This is a genomic window from Enterobacter ludwigii, assembly GCF_001750725.1.
GTDB lineage: Bacteria > Pseudomonadota > Gammaproteobacteria > Enterobacterales > Enterobacteriaceae > Enterobacter > Enterobacter ludwigii.
Genome location: NZ_CP017279.1, coordinates 1749713 through 1766806, shown reverse-complemented (window position 1 = coordinate 1766806; position 17094 = coordinate 1749713). Strand labels below are relative to the sequence as shown.

Sequence of the window (17094 nt, the reverse complement as noted above, 5' to 3'; positions counted from 1 at the left end):
TGCTCATTAGCGCACAAATTATTCATTTGCCGTCGACTTTTCCGTTGTGAAACAGCGGCAACCCCAAAATGAACGTCGTGTTTTTTCCCGGTTTTCTTATAAAAAACGCGTCTGGCGAAAAAGGCTATTTATTGTATAAAAATTCACGTAACCGAATATAACGGCACTCTTTTACTGTAGATAATTATGGCGATTTTGGGCGGGAAGACGCTGAAAATAGTACGAAAAAATAATGATTTTGCGGCGGGGGTTCAAAAGAAAAATTGTCGGCGCTTCCCGAAGGGAAACGGCCGACAATTTAAGCGGTTATCAGGCGACCGGGCGCGCGATAACGCTGCGGGTTTCCATGCGAACTTCAGCGATGTTTACGTCAATCACGTCTGTGACTTTGTAAACTGTTTCACCTTTGATTTGCACAGTACCATTCTCCTGACTGCAGACCAGTTCGTCACGGACGGCATGCAGGAACGGGGCAGGGATAAAGGCGACGGCGCCGTTATCCACCAGGCGAACGCGCATACCGCCCCGGCTGATATCAATGATTTCTGCGGCGAAGCGAGTATCTGTACCCGCTTTATCCTGCAGGTAGCGTGCGTACAGCCAGTCTCCCACGTCACGTTCCGCCATACGGTTCAGGCGACGTCGTTCGGCCATCTGCAGGGTGGTGTCATTTTGCGGACGCGCAATGGACTCACCCTTAATGATCGCCTTCAGCAGACGGTGGTTGACCATGTCGCCATACTTACGAATAGGTGACGTCCAGGTCGCGTAGGCTTCCAGGCCGAGGCCAAAGTGTGGACCCGGCTCGGTGCTGATTTCAGCAAAGGACTGGAAACGACGGATGCGGCTGTCGAGGAAACCGGATGGCTGTGCATCCAGCTCGCGGCGCAGCTTACAGAAGCCCTGCAGCGTCAGCACTTCTTCAGGGTCAACGTGCACATCGTGGTTCTTCAGCAGGGCCGCCAGCGCTTCGGTATTGGCCGGATCAAAACCGGTGTGGACGTTGTAAATACCAAAGCCCAGCTTGTCACGCAGGACGCGAGCGGCACAAATGTTGGCAGAAATCATCGCTTCTTCAACAATGCGGTTCGCAATGCGACGCGGTTCGGCCACGATATTCAGCACTTCACCTTTTTCACCCAGGACAAAGCGATAGTCCGGACGATCCTTAAAGACCAGCGCATGGGTTTTACGCCACTCGCCGCGGTTCAGACAAATGCGGTGCAGCAGGCGGATCTGTGCGGCAATCGCGTCTGATTCCGGTTTCCAGGTGCCGGTATTCTCAAGCCAGTCGGAAACATTGTCGTAGGCCAGCTTGGCTTTCGATTCGATGGTTGCGGCAAAAAATTCAATATCGTCTTCGATCGCGCCATCGGCGGCGATGGTCATGCGGCAGGCAAGGACCGGACGCACTTCATTTGGACGCAGTGAGCAGAGGTCATCTGACAGTTCGCGCGGCAACATGGGGATGTTGAAGCCCGGCAGGTAGTTAGTGAACGATCGGACTTTTGCCATATCGTCCAGCTTGCTGCCTTCAACGATCCAGGCGGTGGGATCGGCAATGGCGACGGTCAAATGCAATTTGCCATCAGCGCTCTCTTCCGCATACAGCGCATCATCCATATCTTCTGTGCTGGCGCTGTCGATAGTGACAAACTCCAGGGCAGTGAGGTCGCGACGCGTCAGGCCTTCGTCCTGCATTTCAGTCGCTACGCCGTCTGGCGCTTCTTTCTCAAGATTATGGCGTGCAAGCGTCACCCACCATGGCACGAAATGGTCGTCGCCAAAGGTGATGAACTGGGTCAGTTCAGCATAAAAGCCACGATCGCCTTTCAGAGGATGACGGCGCATTTCTGCTACGGCCCAGTCACCTTCTTTGAAATCATGCTCAACACCACGGGCGGCGCGGCAAGGAATGGCATCTTTCAGCAGGGGATGATCCGGCACGATAGAAAGACGATCGTCTTTTCGCTGGACCTTGCCCACGAAGCGGGTCAGGAACGGTTCGATCAGTTCTTCCGGCTCGGCGGACTCACGTTCCTTTTCGGTATGAATGACGGCCGTAATGCGGTCGCCATGCATCACTTTCTTCATCTGCGGTGGCGGAATGAAGTAGCTTTTCTGCGCATCAACTTCAAGGAAGCCAAAGCCCTTTTCCGTGGCTTTTACGACCCCTTCTGCACGCGGCGTCTGGGAATGCAGTTGCTGTTTAAGCTGCGCTAGCAGCGGGTTGTCCTGAAACATAATGTTCTATTTTCGTAGCCATTGAGCGGCTGACAGTTTTACGCGATTCTCACTGTCACAGCAAGCGGTCTTTGGGTAATTAGTATGGTTATTCCCCTTTGCCAAACGCGACTTTCAGGCGTTCAAGCCAGCCATCCATCGCGCTCCGGGTGAGCAGTTTTATCGCCCGTACCGCAGGCAGTCCTTGTTCAGTGAGCGGGGTGAACTGTGCGGCACTGAAGCGGTCCGGAGAACGCGTCAACAAGTCGATTGCCGCCGAAAGCGCCGGCGAATCAAGAGAAATATCATCATGGCTGTTTACCAGGATCTCACCCGTCAGGTCGAGCAGGATGGGCTCATGGCTGAGTACTGGCGTCAGCGCTTCAAGAGCGGGTTCGGCCTGCCAGCGGGAAAGCGATTCAAGCTGATGCGCGCTGGCATAACGCAGTTCAACGACAGGTAAAAGCGCCACCCAGGACTCAGGAGCGGCTGGCAGCGTGTGCGGCTGAATATGGTGGCCGGGTAGCCAGCGTACAGGATGCCCCAGCAGGGCCTGAAAGACGGCCACCACGCGTGCCTGAAAACCGATAAAGCCGATAATCTGATTAATAAGCACCATGTCGTAGGTTGTCAGGCCCACCTCATCAAGCTGCTGCTGTGCTTTATCATCGATGACATCAGGTGAGCTGGCGAGCTGACGGGCGTACTGGGTGATTTGTGCCAGGCGGCGGTTACTTTCGCGTGAGGAGTCAGGGCCGGGAAGCGGGGCGAGGAGGGCGGCATAGTGGTTACACAACCGTTGGACGCCACAGGCCTGCGCGACCGTTAATGCAGTACTCAATCTGTCGTAGGCGCTGAGCGTATGCAGCCGGTTAACGGAGATTGAGAGCGGAAACAACAGGTGGCATAAGGTTCTGGCAGGGGTGAGCCAGCCAGTACAGGCGGCGACAATCTCGTCAGGCAGGGCTAAATCGAGCAAAAAACGATCGTCGACGTTAGCGGCTTCGGGCACCAGAGGCAGAACATCCGTCTGCGCGTGGTTTGACTGGGTTTCGTGGTACCAGTGGCCTTTGCCGGAAAAACGGCGTTGTTCCATGGGCGTTCCTTGATCTCAAAATGGCGATCAATATCCTGGCGTAAGGCAGATGTGGGGAAAAATATTGTTAGGTGATAACAAATAGCTGAACGGAATAACGAAGGGGTCGGGCGGAGGAAGGAAAACTCTCTTCCCGTGAGGGAAGAGAGTCACAGCTTATTTAATTTCCAGCTCGTTCATTGCAGCGATGTTGAAGCCGCCGTCAACGTGAACCACTTCGCCGGAGATACCCGCGGAAAGGTCAGAGCACAGGAACGCTGCAGAGTTACCCACATCTTCAATGGTAACGGTACGACGAATCGGCGTAACCGCTTCGCAGTGCGCCAGCATTTTACGGAAATCTTTGATACCGGAAGCTGCCAGGGTACGGATTGGACCCGCGGAGATAGCGTTCACACGCACACCTTCTGGACCCATCGCGTTCGCCATGTAGCGGACGTTTGCTTCCAGAGACGCTTTAGCCAGACCCATAACGTTGTAGTTAGGGATAGCACGTTCTGCGCCCAGATAGGACAGGGTCAGCAGAGCTGCGCCTGGGTTCAACATCGCACGGCAAGATTTAGCCATTGCCACGAAGCTGTAGGAGCTGATGTCGTGAGCGATTTTGAAGCCATCACGGGTTACCGCGTTCACGTAGTCGCCGTCCAGCTGATCGCCAGGAGCGAAGCCGATGGAGTGAACGAAACCGTCGAATTTCGGCCATGCTTTTGCCAGTTCAGCAAACATGCCATCGATGCTTTCGTCTTGTGCAACGTCGCATTCCAGAACAAGGCTGGAACCCAGCTGCGCGGCAAACTCTTCTACACGGCCTTTCAGCTTGTCGTTCTGGTAGGTGAACGCCAGCTCAGCGCCTTCGCGATGCATAGCCTGTGCGATGCCGTATGCGATGGACAGTTTGCTGGCAACGCCAGTTACCAGAATGCGCTTACCGGAAAGAAAACCCATAGATTTAATCCTTATATTCATTGCTTATTTTTTGCCTTGTAAATCATAGCATTACAGGCAACATTTCAAAGTCATTCGAAATTAGCTCGAAATTATATCCCACTCAGTGCCCCTTGTGTCACGCTATTTCTCGCTCAAAGCCCGTGACGTATGTCATGGAAGGGGGTGAGCGAACGCGTTATCACGCTGTTTCACAGGCATCCGTCCATTATATCACTGCGCGGCCGGTTCGCCTCATCCAACCAGAGGCGGGCGTTTTTGCGCAAAATGATCCGTTCAGTGGATTTTACGTATTACAATCCAGTTAGAGTCAAAACATGAAAGAAATCATTAACAAACACGTTATAGACTGGGTTGAAGATAATATTTTATCTCTGGAGCATATCGACCGGCTGGTCGTAAAAACGGGTTACAGCAGAAGGACGCTCGAAATCTGGTTTAAACACCAATTCCACCAGTCGCTGGGTGAGTATATGCTCAGGAGACGAATGAGCTATGCCGCGTCTTTATTAAGGATGACGTCGCTGCCGGTCACCGAAATCGCTCACATTTTTCAGTATCATAGTGGACAGGGTTTTGCCCGCGCGTTTAAGAAATTGACCGGGAAAACACCGTCTCAATATCGAAGCGATGAAATATGGGACTTCCAGCGTTACCATCCTTCACTGTTATTAGAAGGGCTCCGTAAACCTGACGTGAAGATATGTCGGCTGGCGCGGACGTTTTCCTATAACGATACCCTGACGGAATATGATCATATTTTTAATCCTGCGATACAGGATGTGACCAAAAGACTGAGAAAACTTTTGCTTGATCATCGTGGGGAGGTAAAAGAAATCGCCATCAGGGGACGGCGTCCAGAAGGCCTGGATAAAAGCCGGGAAAACATGGCTGAAGTCATAATTGATTATCTGTCACCGGATAATACGTCGCACCAAAAACAGGAATATCATTTTTCCGGTAAATATGCCGTTATGCGGTATGACGGTAGCTGGAGCGCCTACGGTAAGCTCAGCAAAAAGAACTATTTGTGGGTAATGTCATATCATCAATTCAGGCTGCGTAATGAAACCCATTTAATGACGTTCCATTCCTGCTCCGAAGATAAGGTCGTATTTGATATTTATATACCCATAGTCTGAGTCTGGCACCGTCTCGTAATTAAAACGAATCAGTCAGTACGGGCTCTCATCTGTGAGCCCTGACGCTATATATTCCTCGCAAAACAGATGTTTTACAAATGGAGTTGTGAACGATGAAAGAAGAATTGTATCGATTCGATGATAATGATATCGACTCAATTGCCTATTCCGTCGCATTTAGCGAATGGCTCGGTATCGATAATCTGCAGGATTGTGTCCTGACAAGAATTTCGGAGGAGGACAGGGGGAAATATGAGCGAAAGTTAGAGGAGTTTCGCCATTTCTTTCAATATGCTTCAGGGGAGGAGTATTTTCCACATTTTCTTTTACAGAATAAAACGCATCACTAAGTTTAACATATACGGATATATGGAATGCATGCATGAGGATTGCACAGTTATTAGTTAAGACGTTAATTGTCGGAACGGTTTCTTTTCCTTACGCGACGGTGTCGGCCATGACACCAGAGGAACATAGTCAGTATGACGCTCTGATTATCGAGGCGAGAAAAGGCAATACGGAACCAGCCTTGTCATGGTTTTCAGGCCACCATCGGCTTGATGAGTCTCAGGTCGCCGACTGGATGCAAATCGCCCTGTGGGCCGGTAAAGATAATGAGGTTATCAACGTCTATTCACAATACAAACATCACACGTTACCGGCGAGGGCCTATTCAGCGCTGGCGATAGCCTATCGCAACAAGCAGGTAAGAGTGATCTCACTGGTGAGTAAAGCGCAGTAGGGAATATCCCGGTTCGGTACGACATCGACCGGGATAATCCACTTCAACAGACTGAGGTCGGTTAACTGAAGCATCTGAAAAGAGGGTGGCAAGCCTGACCGGTTTGCCCCTCGATGTTAAGCAGAGAATGGTGTAAATCGCTCTGCCGTTTCACGTCTTTTATTTATGCGGTATTAATGAACATGAATAACATTACGTTGGCTGAGAAAATGATCGTGCTGTCCGGTGCGCTGCTGTTTGCACTGATGATCGCGGTGAACTCCTTTTTTGTAAATGATAATCCAGGTTTCAGGGTACCCATGACAACCTATTTGATCGTCATGATTGCGCTATTTTTTCTGGATACCATTATCTTTATTTTTACCCAGATGCAGTATGCGTCTGACCGGTCTCATTTATCTCTGTTAATCCTGAGCATGGCGTTTCTGAGCGGTCTCATCTATTTCATAGAAACCATTATCGTCATTCAGCTTCCTGAAGACGCCGGGTTAACCCATACGCTAAAAACAAACGATACGGCGGTATTTTATTTTTTCCGCCAGTTAAGTTTTATTTTTTTGCTGGGGCTTGCTGTATGGGTGGAGAAACACACGGCACGGCGACGGTTCACATTACGGAATAAGGTCTGGCTGGCGCTAATATCGTTAATCCCCTTGGTTATGTTCCCGGTGCTGGCCCATGCGTTGAGCAGCTACAATCCAACCTGGACATTAACGATAGCCGCGTATCGCCCCGATCAGTATCATCCTGTCTGGGATGTCCGCTACGTTAACGCTCTGATAGTGCTCTGGTCGGCCCTGGCCTGCTACATGACTTACGTGACACGCTTTTCATCTGGCGTCTGGAACAGCATCATCGTGGTATGCCTTTCTGCGATCACCTATAACTTTTTCCTGCTCTTACTCGATACGTATAACCTGTCGCTCTGGTATATCAGCCGGGCGGTAGAAGTGTTCAGTAAACTATTTGTTATCTGTACCTTACTGTTACATGTCTTCAGCTTGCTGAGATTTTTTGGCGATCGGGTTAACCGCGATCCCCTTACGCAGATCTTCAACCGCAAGTATTTTTTTGAGGCACTTCAGCGGCTCCGCATGCTCAGAACAGAAAAGGGCACCAGCATTATGATGCTGGATATCGATAACTTTAAGACCATTAATGACACCTGGGGACATCCTGTGGGGGACCGCGTCATTCTGGCGGTCGTGGATATTATTAAAGACAGTATTCGTGATAATGACGTCTTTGCCAGACTGGGAGGTGAAGAGTTTGGCCTGCTGTTGCCCGACACGGACAGGAGTATGGCCGTAGCCGTCGCAGAACGGATTCGTCAGAATGTTGAGCAACGCACCGGGCAGGGTAACCTGTACGCGGTGCCCCTGACGGTAACGTTAAGTATTGGCGTGTGCTCAGCCATTCAGGAAAACGTCAACAGTAGCGATATCATTCGTGATGTGGATGAAGCACTGTATGAGGCCAAGCACGGTGGTAAAAACAGAACCGTGTGCAGACAGGCCGCAGGGTCGGTCTGAACCGGCGTTGCGCGCCTCCCGCGGTGTGATTTACGCGCAAGAAAAAACGGGGTTATAACACAGGGATGTAAATATCAAAGTTAACGCGCTCATCGCTGCAGGCGTTAAAACGCATTAAATGAATGCCATCGCGCAACGTCAGGCGGTTCGTCACCATTGCCTTAACAAACGCAATTTTGTTATAGGCGCTATAACTCTCCCAGCTGCCTTCAAAGGACATTTTTGCATATTTCCCGGTAAGTAAAAGTGTGTCTTTCTTTGTTGTTTTAGTGCTGTCTAAACAATATGAAATTAAGACTTCTACCAGATAGGAACGGCTTTTACCCAGACGTTCTGGTCGGCGCGGCACTATGGCAAGCTGTTGGATCCGATCGCGATTCTCAAGCAGGAGTTTTTTGATTTTTTTAGTGACATCGTGCACCGCTGTATCAAAAAGATGATCGTGCTCTATAATCTCATGGGTATACGGAAAAATCTCATTGAGTTCACAGAGTGTTATTTTGGGTGTTTGAAGATCGTCTAATAAAAATGAGGGCTGAAGGATATCAAAATCCCACTCTTTTGCATTTCTGTATTCAGAAGGGGTGAGTCCCGTCATCTTTTTAAAGGCTCTTGAAAACCCCTGGCTGCTTTGGTAGTGAAATAAATAAGCAATGTCCGTAACGGGAAGCGACGTCATTCTGAGCATGATGGCCGCAAGGCTCAGCCTTCTCCTTAGGATGTACTCACCTAAAGAGAGGTGATATTTCTCTTTAAACCATGTTTCGATGGTTCTTCTGCTATACCCGGTATCTTTAACCAGTTGATCAATATGTAAAATAGAAAAATTATTTTCCTCTACCCAGGTGAGAATATATTTACTAATACTATCTTTCATTCGATATCTACAGCATGTGGCGTCATGACGTAATTAATAAATTGCCGGTGGGGTCTATGCCGAATACTTGCTTTATTGCGGTGGGATTCTGGCAATGACCTTAATTTCAAAATCAAAGCCCGCAAGCCAGTTTACCCCCACGGCCGTCCAGTTTGGATAAGGGGGGCGGGGAAACGCTAATTTTTTGGCTTCCATGATGGTTGAAAACTGATTTTCAGGATCGGTATGAAACGTCGTCACGTCGATCACATCATCAAACGTACATCCCGCGGCAGAAAGCGTAGCCTGGAGATTATCAAAAGCCAGTTGTACCTGAGCGCCGAAATCCGTTTCAGGTGTGCCGTCGCTGCGGCTTCCAACCTGGCCTGAGACAAATAACAGATCGCCAGAGCGAATGGCAGCAGAATAGCCATGTTCTTCATAGAGGGCATGACGATTAGCGGGAAATACAGGTTCACGTGGGTGCATGGCATTTCCTTTTCGATTGGGGGTATTGTTGAGATCACGCGGTCGTATTAACATACGCGGCGTATGTCAAAATCTAAACCACATACGCCACGTATGTCAAACGGAAAAACACAACGTAACCAAGGACGTCTTATGGCTGCAAAAAGCCGTGCCGAAACGGCCCAGGAAAATCGCGAAAAAATGATACAGGCAGGGCGCAAAGCTTTTGCCGAGAAAGGCTATGCCGCAGCCTCCATGGATGAGTTGACCGCAAGCGTGGGGTTAACACGTGGAGCGCTATACCATAATTTCACTGACAAGAAAGGCTTGCTGGCTGCGGTGGTCGCCCAGATAGACAGCGAAATGGCACGAAAGGCGAAGGAAATTGCCGCCAGCGCCGAGAATGACTGGGAACGACTGCTGGCGGAAGGCGTCGCTTACATCAAAATGGCGCTCGATCCGGAAGTGCAGCGTATTGTACTGCGTGATGGTCCGGCTGTTCTGGGTGACCCGGCCCACTGGCCCAGCCAGAATAGCTGCCTGGAATCTACCCGTCAGACCATAGAAAAAATGATTGAACGCAAGGTCCTGAAAGACATGGATGCAAACGTCGCTGCACAGCTGTTAAATGGCGCTGCGCTCAATGCTGCACTGTTGATAGCCGCCAGTGACGATCCACAGAAGACGTTGCCACATGCGATTGAGGTGTTTGTCCTGCTTGCAAGCGGGTTACGCCATCAGTGAAAGGAAAGGGTTAACGCGCGCGAGCTGCCATTTAACCCTTAAAGGAATGGGTGTGCCGGGGGCATTTTTGTCGGATAAGGGGCGTTAAAACGCCGCGAGGATTTCGCGTGTGGTGAGCGTTGTTAATCCGCCCCTTGCACCAACGCGCTAGCGGTCTTTTCTCCACGCGTCCGCGGTTAATGCTTCACCGAAATGGCCGGCGATCAATCGCTTAGTCAGTTCATGAAGCGGAGAGGCCATAACATCCGCGGTACTGCCACGTTCAACAACCTCACCCTGATGCATGACCATCACCTGGTCGCTGATGTGTTTCATCATCCCCAGATGTTGGGTCACGTAGATATACGAGATACCCTGTTTTTCCTGTAATTCGAGCATCAGGTTAATTAACTGCGACCGCATCGACATATCCAGCGAGGCGAGCGCTTCGTCGGCGATGATCACTTTCGGGCGCAATATCAGCGCACGCGCGAGCCCAAGACGCTGTTTCTGGCCGGGGGCGAGCATGTGCGGGTAATAGCTCTCGTGATCGGGCAGCAGCCCAACCATCCGCAGGGTTTCAAAAACGCGTTTGCGTCGCGCTTCTGGCTCGAGATCGGTATTCAGACGCAGCGGAAAATCGAGGATTTGCGAAATACGCTGACGCGGGTTGAGCGATGTCGACGGATCCTGGAAGATCATGCGGATACGCTGGCTGCGGAAAGAGTAATCGCCGAATTCCAGCGGATGGTCATCTATCAGCACTTCGCCGCCGGAGGGTTCGACCATGCCTGCCAGCATCTTCGCCAGCGTGGATTTACCGGAACCGTTCTCACCGATGATCGCCAGCGTCTGTTTTTCGCGCAGGGTAAAGCTTAGCGGCTTCACGGCTTCAACGGTCTGACGATGGAACAGTCCGGTACGGTAGCGAAAGGTCTTACTCAGGTTACGGACTTCCAGTAAGGTTTCGACCATTTCACTCTCTCTCCATGTTCAGCGGGAAATGACAGGCATATAGATGATTTTTAGCCCCTGTCAGACGTGGCGTCTCAATACATTTACGCTGCGCATACGGGCACCGCGGCCCCAGACGACAGCCAATCGGCAAGGACTCCAGCAGCGGGATAGCCCCGGGCAGGGTGTTCAGGCGACTCTTGTGCGGCATGGCGCTGCCAAAATCTGGAATGGCGCGGATCAGCGCCTGCGTATACGGATGATGCGGCGCGGTGATGAGGTCTTCACTCGGGGCGGTTTCGACCGTCTGCCCGCAGTACATCACATCAATCTTATCAGCCCATTTGCTGAGCATTTGCAGGTCGTGACTGATTAACAAAATGGTGGTGTTGTTGTTCTGGTTCAGACGCGTCAGCAGGCGGAAAATCTGCGCCTGCGTGGTCGGTTCCATCGCGTTGGTCGGTTCATCCGCAATCAGCAGACGCGGCTGATTGGCCAGCGCGATGGCAATCATCACTTTCTGACACTCACCGTCGGTCAGTTCGTACGGAAAACTGCGCATGGCATCTTTATGATCTTTGATCCCGACGCGGTGCAACAGCTCAATAGCACGACGCTTACGCCAGCCAAACCGTTGCCACCAGCGGCCTTTATAGGTCCATCCGGGAATGTTCTGCATCAGCTGTTTGCCCACGCGCTCGGACGGGTCAAGACAGGATTGCGGCTCCTGGAAAATCATTGATACGTTATGGCCGACCAGCTTGCGACGCTCGCGAGGAGAAAGGCGTTGCAGGTCGATATCATCAAAACGCATACGGTCAGCGGTGACGCGCCAGTTATCCTTCGCCACACCACAGATGGCTTTGGCGATCAGGCTTTTCCCTGAACCGGATTCACCCACCAGCCCGCGAATTTCACCCTCAGCAAGGGTGATACTGATGCGATCGACGGCTTTCACCCAGCCTTCACCGGTTTTGAACTCGATGGTCAGGTTGCGAATATCAAGAAGCGGCATTATTGCACCCCCGCATTAATTGCACGGCGAATACCATCGCCCAGCAGGTTGACAAGCAGCACACTCACCATAATGGCTGCGCCCGGTAACATGACTGTCCACGGCGCAACGTAGATAAGCTCGAGCGCGTCACCGAGCATCGCGCCCCATTCAGGCGACGGCAGCTGCGCGCCGAGATCGAGAAAACCGAGCGCCGCGATGTCCAGAATCGCCATCGACAGGGCGCGGGTGATCTCCGTGACCAGCCCGGCAGCGATGTTCGGCAGTACGGCAAACCAAAGGATGTTTAAGGTTGTTGCACCGTCCAGGCGAGCTGCGACGACATACTCTTTTTCCAGTTCGTCATGCACCATGCTGTATACCGAACGCACGATGCGAGGGAGGATCGCCAGCCAGACCGCGAACATGGCATGCGACAGGTGTGGCCCGACAAACGCCACCACAATAATGGCCAGCAGCAGGGACGGAATAGAGAGCAGGGTGTCGAGAATGTGGTTCAGTGCCGCCGAGCGCAGGCCATGCGTCGACCCGGCAAAGATGCCGAGCGCCAGACCGCAGATGGTGGCAGCAAACGTCACCACAAATGCACCGCCGACCGTCGGCGCCGCGCCGCTCAACAGGCGGCTCAATACGTCACGCCCGAGGTCGTCCGTACCGAGGAAGAAAGAGACCTCACCGTAGCGCGACCAGGATGGGGGCAGCAGCTGATAGCCAAGGAACTGCTGATCAATACCATAGGGCGCAAACCAGGAGCCAAAAACGCAGAGCAACACCAGCCCGGCGAAGCCATAAAGGCCAATCATTGCCGTGGTGTCACCATAGAATTTACGCCACACGGTACGCAGCGCACCGGGCGTGCGCTTTTCACTGTATACGTTATCGTAGGGCATACCATTCCTTATGCTTCAACGGGTTGGCCATAGCACCCAAAATATCGGAAATCACGTTAACAATAATCACCAGAGAGCCAATCACCATGACGCCCGCCGAAATGGCGGCGTAGTCCTGCTGGCGGATAGCGTTGATCAACCATCGTCCCAGCCCCGGCCAGCTGAAGACCATTTCGGTAATCATCGCCAGGGTGAGCATGGTGGAAAACTGGAGCCCCAGTCGCGGGATAACAGGTGGCAGGGCGTTATGCAGCACATTACGGCGCAAGATAGTCAGGCGCGATAAGCCGCGCGTGGCGGCCGCTTTGACATAGTTCTGATCGAACACCTCGATGGTGCTCAGGCGCATCAGGCGAATCACTTCGGTTGTCGGTGCCACCGCCAGCGTCAGTACCGGCAAGACCATATGGCGTACGGCGCTGACGATCATCTCATGTCGCCAGGCTGAATCAGACAGCCAGGCGTCAACGATAGCAAACCCGGTCACCGTTTTTACCGTATACAACAGGTCAAAACGGCCAGAAACCGGCAGCCAGCCCAGGTTGAGGGAGAAGAAAAGCGTCAGCAGCAGCGCCAGCCAGAAGATCGGGATCGAGAAGCCGAGCAGGGCGAGGGCGCTGATAAATTTATCCTGCCATTTGTTGCGATAAATCCCTGCCAGCATCCCTACCGGAATACCAACCATTAAGGCAAAACCGAACGCCAGAATGCACAGCTCCATTGTCGCCGGGAAAACCTCCTTCAGCTGCTCGGAGATGAGCTGCCCGTTGATGCTTGAAACACCGAAATCCCAGTGCAGCAGACCGTTAAACCAGAAGAGCCACGCATCCCACAGCGACGACCCCTGGAGCGGGGCGTGCGGGGTGAAATAGCTCAGACTGAAACCAACAAAGGTCAGGAAAAAGAGCGTCACCAACAGCAGCAGAAGGCGGCGCAAGGTAAAAATGATCATGGTTTTTTCACCTCTTGTTCTTTTTCTCGAGACACGCCGGCGAAGGAGGCGTTGCCGAACGGACTCAACACCAGGCCTTTAATATCATAGCGATAGGCCTGCAGGCGCAGGGACGAGGCCAGCGGCAGCACGGGCAGCTCTTCGGCAAGGATCTTCTGCGCTTCATCATAGGCGTCTATGCGTGACGCCAGCTGTTGGGACGCCAGCGCTTTTTGCAGCACGCCGTCAAATTCCCGGTTGCACCAGTGGGCGTAGTTGGTCTGGGAGTTAATCGCCGCACAGCTCAGCAACGGACGGAAGAAGCTGTCCGGGTCATTACTGTCGGTCGCCCAGCCTGTCAGGGTTAAATCATGGTTCATGTCCATCAGGCGCGCCTCCTGGAAACGACCCTCAACCGGCACGATGATCACTTTCACCCCCACCTGCGCCATATCTGCCTGCAACAGCTCGGCGGTCTTCAGCGGGCTTGGGTTCCAGGCCTGAGAGCTGGTCGGTACCCAGAGTTGCAGCGTCAGGTTTTCTGCCCCCAGCGCTTTCAGCTGTTCACGCGCTTTTGCCGGGTTGTATTCCGTAATTTTAGCTTCACTGTCATAGGCCCACGAGGCTCGTGGCAAAATAGAGGCGGCGGTTTCTGCCGTACCGTAATAGATCGACTGCATCAGACGTTGGTTGTTGATGGCCAGCGCCAGCGCGTGGCGTACGGCAGGGTTGTTCAGCGGCGGCTTATCGGTATTAAACGCCAGATAGGCGATGTTCATGCCGGGGCGTAACGTCAGGCGCAAACGCGGATCGTCGCGCAAAATGGTGAGCTGACTGGCAGCAGGCCACGCCAGTACGTCGCACTCCCCGGTCAGCAGTTTTGATAAACGCCCCGTCCCGCCAGAGCCAAGATCGACCACTACCTGTGGCATCAGCGGCGTGCCGCGCCAGAAATGCGCATGGCGCTGCAGGCGGATATATTGTCCGGAGCGATATTCGGCCAGCTGGAACGGACCGGTACCGACAGGCTGACGGTCGATTAACTCCTGACGATCGATTTTGCTCAGGTTCGCGGCGTACTCAGCAGACATAACGGACGCATAGTGGGTGGCCAGGTGCCAGAGGAAAGAGGCATCCGGGCGCTTCAGCGAAAACTCCACCGTGCGGTTATCCAGCTTGCGAACGCTTTTAACGGTATCGGCAAACTGCAGGCTGTCGAAGTAGGGGAAGTTGCTGCCGTTAACGTTATGCCACGGGTGATTACGGTTAAAGATACGCTGGAACGTAAAGACCACATCATCTGCGTTCAGTTTGCGCGTTGGGGTAAACCATGGCGTGTGCTGAAATGCGACATCATCGCGCAGGTGGAAACGGTAGGTCGCACCGTTATCCAGGACTTCCCAGCTTTCGGCAAGCTCTGGCACCAGACGGTAGGTGTAGGGATCCACATCAAGCAGACGGTCATAGAGTTGCGCGGCAAGGGTATCCACAATCAGGCCGCTGCCCGCTTTTTGCGGGTTAAATGTATCAACCTGACCGCTTACGCAATAGACGAAGCCGCTGTCGCGAATATCAGGTTGCGTAGCGGGTTCGGGCGCAGCAAACGCCAGGCTGCTGAACAGACCAAGTGCAAAGAAGGACGATAAAACCAGACGCATAATTTTTAAGGTTTTTAGGTTCGATCTGCAAAGTGTATCGCACTTACGCCTGCTTCGTAAAAATGTCTGCGGGTAAGTGCTGATATTGTCAGCGCATTTGATGCTTTTTGAGCAATGCCCTTAATTGATGGTAGGTCAGACCCAGGAGTTCAGCCGCCCGTTTCTGGTTATATTTCGCCACCTTCAGGCTCTGCTCAAGCAGCTGTTGTTCCTGTTCATGCTGGAACTGCCGCAAATCCAGGGGAAGTGCAGGGGAAGCTCCGGACGCGGGCGGGGCGGAAGCTGGCTGCGGGCTACGCTGAAAAGGATCGAGAATAATGTTATCCAGCTCGGTCTCACTGCTGCCGTGGCGATAGACAGAACGCTCCACGACGTTTTTTAACTCCCGGATATTTCCCGGCCAGTGGTAAGCGAGGAGTGTCTCCTTTGCATACTCGCTGAACCCCGGAAAAAGCGGCAGGCCGAGCTCGCGACACATCTGAATCGCAAACTGCTCTGCCAGCAGCATGATGTCGCTTCTTCGCTCGCGCAGCGGAGGGAGCTGAACGACGTCAAAGGCCAGCCGGTCGAGCAGGTCGGCACGGAATTTTTCCTCTGCCACCATTTGCGGGAGGTTGGCATTGGTGGCGCACACCAGACGCACGTTGACCTGCAGCGGCTGGCTACCGCCGACACGCTCCAGCTCGCCATACTCAATCACGCGCAGCAGCTTTTCCTGTACCAGCATGGGCGCGGTGGCCAGTTCATCAAGAAACAGCGTGCCGCCGTCGGCGCGTTCAAAACGACCCGGATGGCGTTTTTGGGCACCGGTAAAAGCACCGGCTTCATGACCGAAAAGCTCCGTGTCGAGCAGATTTTCATTCAACGCCGCGCAGTTAAGAGAAATGAAGGGGCCATCCCAGCGTCCGGATAAATAATGTAGACGGTTAGCAATCAGTTCCTTACCCGTGCCGCGCTCACCGATAATAAGCACCGGCTTGTTGAGCGGCGCGAGACGGGAGACCTGTTCGAGGACCTCCAGAAAACTGTTGGCTTCGCCGAGTAAATTGTCTTTGTATCCAGCCATGATGAAATTAACCACTCCTTAGTGATATTCACCAGGTGAGCATAGTGTGCCGATGTCTGGAAATCAACCACATCAAGTAAAATCAACAAGATAAAAACTTGGCACGGTATTTGTATTAGCTATGTAGCAGGGCATCGCCCGATAACAGAACTATGAGGATCACATTATGGGTATTTTTTCTCGTTTCGCCGACATCGTGAACGCCAATATCAACTCACTGCTTGAGAAAGCGGAAGATCCGCAGAAGCTGGTGCGCCTGATGATTCAGGAAATGGAAGATACGCTGGTTGAAGTGCGTTCTACCTCCGCCCGTGCGCTGGCTGAGAAAAAACAGTTAACGCGCCGCATTGAGCAGGCGACCGCTCAGCTTAACGAATGGCAGGAAAAAGCAGAACTTGCGCTGCGTAAAGATAAAGAAGACCTGGCCCGCGCCGCGCTGATTGAAAAACAGAAGCTGGCAGACATGGTCGCGACGCTCGAGCATGAAGTCACACTGGTCGATGATACCCTTTCGCGTATGAAGAAAGAGATTGGTGAGCTTGAGAATAAACTGAACGAAACGCGTGCGCGTCAGCAGGCGCTGGCATTGCGCCACCAGGCGGCAAGCTCATCCCGCGATGTACGTCGCCAGCTGGATAGCGGTAAGCTGGATGAAGCAATGGCACGTTTTGAGTCGTTTGAACGCCGTATCGACCATATGGAAGCGGAAGCGGAAAGTCACAGCATTGGTAAACAAAAGTCACTGGATCAGCAGTTCGCTGACCTGAAAGCGGACGATGAAATCAGCGAGCAACTTGCTGCGCTGAAAGCCAAAATGAAGCAAGACAACCAATAATAATTTGTGCGGCACCTG

Annotated in this window: 16 protein-coding genes and 1 pseudogene; 6 read left to right on the top strand and 11 right to left on the bottom strand. The window is 52.6% G+C overall.

The window, feature by feature from the left end:
• Positions 1–309: 309 nt before the first annotated feature.
• The 3 genes from BH714_RS08290 to fabI form a co-directional block, all read right to left on the bottom strand.
• Positions 310–2244, bottom strand: coding sequence for an exoribonuclease II (locus BH714_RS08290; protein ID WP_020882446.1), 1935 nt, complete (start codon positions 2242–2244; stop codon positions 310–312).
• A gap of 88 nt (positions 2245–2332) precedes the next feature.
• Positions 2333–3319, bottom strand: a complete 987-nt coding sequence (locus BH714_RS08285) for a CMD domain-containing protein (RefSeq protein ID WP_014170359.1) — start codon at positions 3317–3319, stop codon at positions 2333–2335.
• Between the two features lie 156 nt (positions 3320–3475).
• Positions 3476–4264: an enoyl-ACP reductase FabI gene (gene fabI, locus BH714_RS08280; protein WP_020882447.1), complete on the bottom strand. Its 789-nt coding sequence runs from the start codon at positions 4262–4264 to the stop codon at positions 3476–3478.
• Between the two features lie 317 nt (positions 4265–4581).
• On the opposite strand from fabI, the gene BH714_RS08275 reads away from it, so the two are divergent.
• From BH714_RS08275 to BH714_RS08260, 4 genes and pseudogenes are all read left to right on the top strand, one after another.
• Positions 4582–5406 (top strand): helix-turn-helix transcriptional regulator, encoded by an 825-nt coding sequence (locus tag BH714_RS08275; protein WP_025204005.1) that lies wholly within the window; start codon positions 4582–4584, stop codon positions 5404–5406.
• Between the two features lie 113 nt (positions 5407–5519).
• Complete coding sequence (locus BH714_RS08270) at positions 5520–5756, top strand: hypothetical protein (protein ID WP_040017640.1); 237 nt, start codon at positions 5520–5522, stop codon at positions 5754–5756.
• A 107-nt stretch (positions 5757–5863) separates the two neighbouring features.
• A pseudogene (locus BH714_RS08265) lies at positions 5864–6112 on the top strand (biofilm PGA synthesis protein pgaA domain protein); the annotation flags it as partial.
• A 218-nt stretch (positions 6113–6330) separates the two neighbouring features.
• Positions 6331–7680 (top strand): sensor domain-containing diguanylate cyclase, encoded by a 1350-nt coding sequence (locus tag BH714_RS08260; protein ID WP_040019034.1) that lies wholly within the window; start codon positions 6331–6333, stop codon positions 7678–7680.
• A gap of 52 nt (positions 7681–7732) precedes the next feature.
• Here BH714_RS08260 and BH714_RS08255 read toward each other — a convergent pair whose 3' ends face one another.
• Both BH714_RS08255 and BH714_RS08250 read right to left on the bottom strand, forming a co-directional pair.
• Entirely contained in the window at positions 7733–8557 is an 825-nt protein-coding gene (locus BH714_RS08255) for a helix-turn-helix domain-containing protein (RefSeq protein WP_032678286.1), read from the bottom strand.
• A gap of 72 nt (positions 8558–8629) precedes the next feature.
• Entirely contained in the window at positions 8630–9025 is a 396-nt protein-coding gene (locus BH714_RS08250; protein WP_020882451.1) for a RidA family protein, read from the bottom strand.
• 132 nt (positions 9026–9157) lie between these two features.
• On the opposite strand from BH714_RS08250, the gene BH714_RS08245 reads away from it, so the two are divergent.
• Positions 9158–9748 carry a TetR/AcrR family transcriptional regulator gene (locus tag BH714_RS08245; protein ID WP_032678285.1) on the top strand — a complete coding sequence of 197 codons (591 nt, stop codon included), beginning with the start codon at positions 9158–9160 and terminating at the stop codon, positions 9746–9748.
• Positions 9749–9895: 147 nt separating this feature from the next.
• Here the strand turns inward: BH714_RS08245 and sapF are convergent, their stop codons facing one another.
• The 6 genes from sapF to pspF form a co-directional block, all read right to left on the bottom strand.
• Positions 9896–10702 (bottom strand): putrescine export ABC transporter ATP-binding protein SapF, encoded by an 807-nt coding sequence (gene sapF / locus BH714_RS08240; RefSeq protein WP_014170351.1) that lies wholly within the window; start codon positions 10700–10702, stop codon positions 9896–9898.
• A 1-nt stretch (position 10703) separates the two neighbouring features.
• Positions 10704–11696, bottom strand: a complete 993-nt coding sequence (sapD, locus tag BH714_RS08235; RefSeq protein ID WP_014170350.1) for a putrescine export ABC transporter ATP-binding protein SapD — start codon at positions 11694–11696, stop codon at positions 10704–10706.
• Positions 11696–12586, bottom strand: a complete 891-nt coding sequence (gene sapC / locus BH714_RS08230; RefSeq protein WP_014170349.1) for a putrescine export ABC transporter permease SapC — start codon at positions 12584–12586, stop codon at positions 11696–11698. Before sapC ends, sapD begins: the two co-directional genes overlap by 1 nt.
• Positions 12573–13538 (bottom strand): putrescine export ABC transporter permease SapB, encoded by a 966-nt coding sequence (gene sapB / locus BH714_RS08225; RefSeq protein WP_014170348.1) that lies wholly within the window; start codon positions 13536–13538, stop codon positions 12573–12575. The genes sapC and sapB overlap by 14 nt, the downstream gene beginning before the upstream one ends.
• A complete protein-coding gene (sapA, locus tag BH714_RS08220; RefSeq protein ID WP_020882454.1) occupies positions 13535–15175 on the bottom strand; it encodes an ABC transporter substrate-binding protein SapA in 1641 nt (546 codons plus the stop codon). The genes sapB and sapA overlap by 4 nt, the downstream gene beginning before the upstream one ends.
• An 88-nt stretch (positions 15176–15263) precedes the next feature.
• Positions 15264–16241: a phage shock protein operon transcriptional activator gene (gene pspF / locus BH714_RS08215; RefSeq protein ID WP_040017638.1), complete on the bottom strand. Its 978-nt coding sequence runs from the start codon at positions 16239–16241 to the stop codon at positions 15264–15266.
• Between the two features lie 166 nt (positions 16242–16407).
• On the opposite strand from pspF, the gene pspA reads away from it, so the two are divergent.
• Complete coding sequence (gene pspA / locus BH714_RS08210; RefSeq protein WP_014170345.1) at positions 16408–17076, top strand: phage shock protein PspA; 669 nt, start codon at positions 16408–16410, stop codon at positions 17074–17076.
• Positions 17077–17094: the final 18 nt, after the last annotated feature.

What these genes read in the sequence shown, in the direction of transcription:
- fabI (WP_020882447.1), bottom strand. Translation starts at nt 4,264, where the DNA reads ATGGGTTTTCTTTCCGGTAAGCGCATTCTGGTAACTGGCGTTGCCAGC.
- BH714_RS08255 (WP_032678286.1), bottom strand. Translation starts at nt 8,557, where the DNA reads ATGAAAGATAGTATTAGTAAATATATTCTCACCTGGGTAGAGGAAAAT.
- BH714_RS08270 (WP_040017640.1), top strand. Translation starts at nt 5,520, where the DNA reads ATGAAAGAAGAATTGTATCGATTCGATGATAATGATATCGACTCAATT.
- sapD (WP_014170350.1), bottom strand. Translation starts at nt 11,696, where the DNA reads ATGCCGCTTCTTGATATTCGCAACCTGACCATCGAGTTCAAAACCGGT.
- sapA (WP_020882454.1), bottom strand. Translation starts at nt 15,175, where the DNA reads ATGCGTCTGGTTTTATCGTCCTTCTTTGCACTTGGTCTGTTCAGCAGC.
- BH714_RS08245 (WP_032678285.1), top strand. Translation starts at nt 9,158, where the DNA reads ATGGCTGCAAAAAGCCGTGCCGAAACGGCCCAGGAAAATCGCGAAAAA.
- BH714_RS08285 (WP_014170359.1), bottom strand. Translation starts at nt 3,319, where the DNA reads ATGGAACAACGCCGTTTTTCCGGCAAAGGCCACTGGTACCACGAAACC.
- BH714_RS08275 (WP_025204005.1), top strand. Translation starts at nt 4,582, where the DNA reads ATGAAAGAAATCATTAACAAACACGTTATAGACTGGGTTGAAGATAAT.
- BH714_RS08250 (WP_020882451.1), bottom strand. Translation starts at nt 9,025, where the DNA reads ATGCACCCACGTGAACCTGTATTTCCCGCTAATCGTCATGCCCTCTAT.
- sapB (WP_014170348.1), bottom strand. Translation starts at nt 13,538, where the DNA reads ATGATCATTTTTACCTTGCGCCGCCTTCTGCTGCTGTTGGTGACGCTC.
- BH714_RS08260 (WP_040019034.1), top strand. Translation starts at nt 6,331, where the DNA reads ATGAATAACATTACGTTGGCTGAGAAAATGATCGTGCTGTCCGGTGCG.
- sapC (WP_014170349.1), bottom strand. Translation starts at nt 12,586, where the DNA reads ATGCCCTACGATAACGTATACAGTGAAAAGCGCACGCCCGGTGCGCTG.
- pspF (WP_040017638.1), bottom strand. Translation starts at nt 16,241, where the DNA reads ATGGCTGGATACAAAGACAATTTACTCGGCGAAGCCAACAGTTTTCTG.
- BH714_RS08290 (WP_020882446.1), bottom strand. Translation starts at nt 2,244, where the DNA reads ATGTTTCAGGACAACCCGCTGCTAGCGCAGCTTAAACAGCAACTGCAT.
- sapF (WP_014170351.1), bottom strand. Translation starts at nt 10,702, where the DNA reads ATGGTCGAAACCTTACTGGAAGTCCGTAACCTGAGTAAGACCTTTCGC.
- pspA (WP_014170345.1), top strand. Translation starts at nt 16,408, where the DNA reads ATGGGTATTTTTTCTCGTTTCGCCGACATCGTGAACGCCAATATCAAC.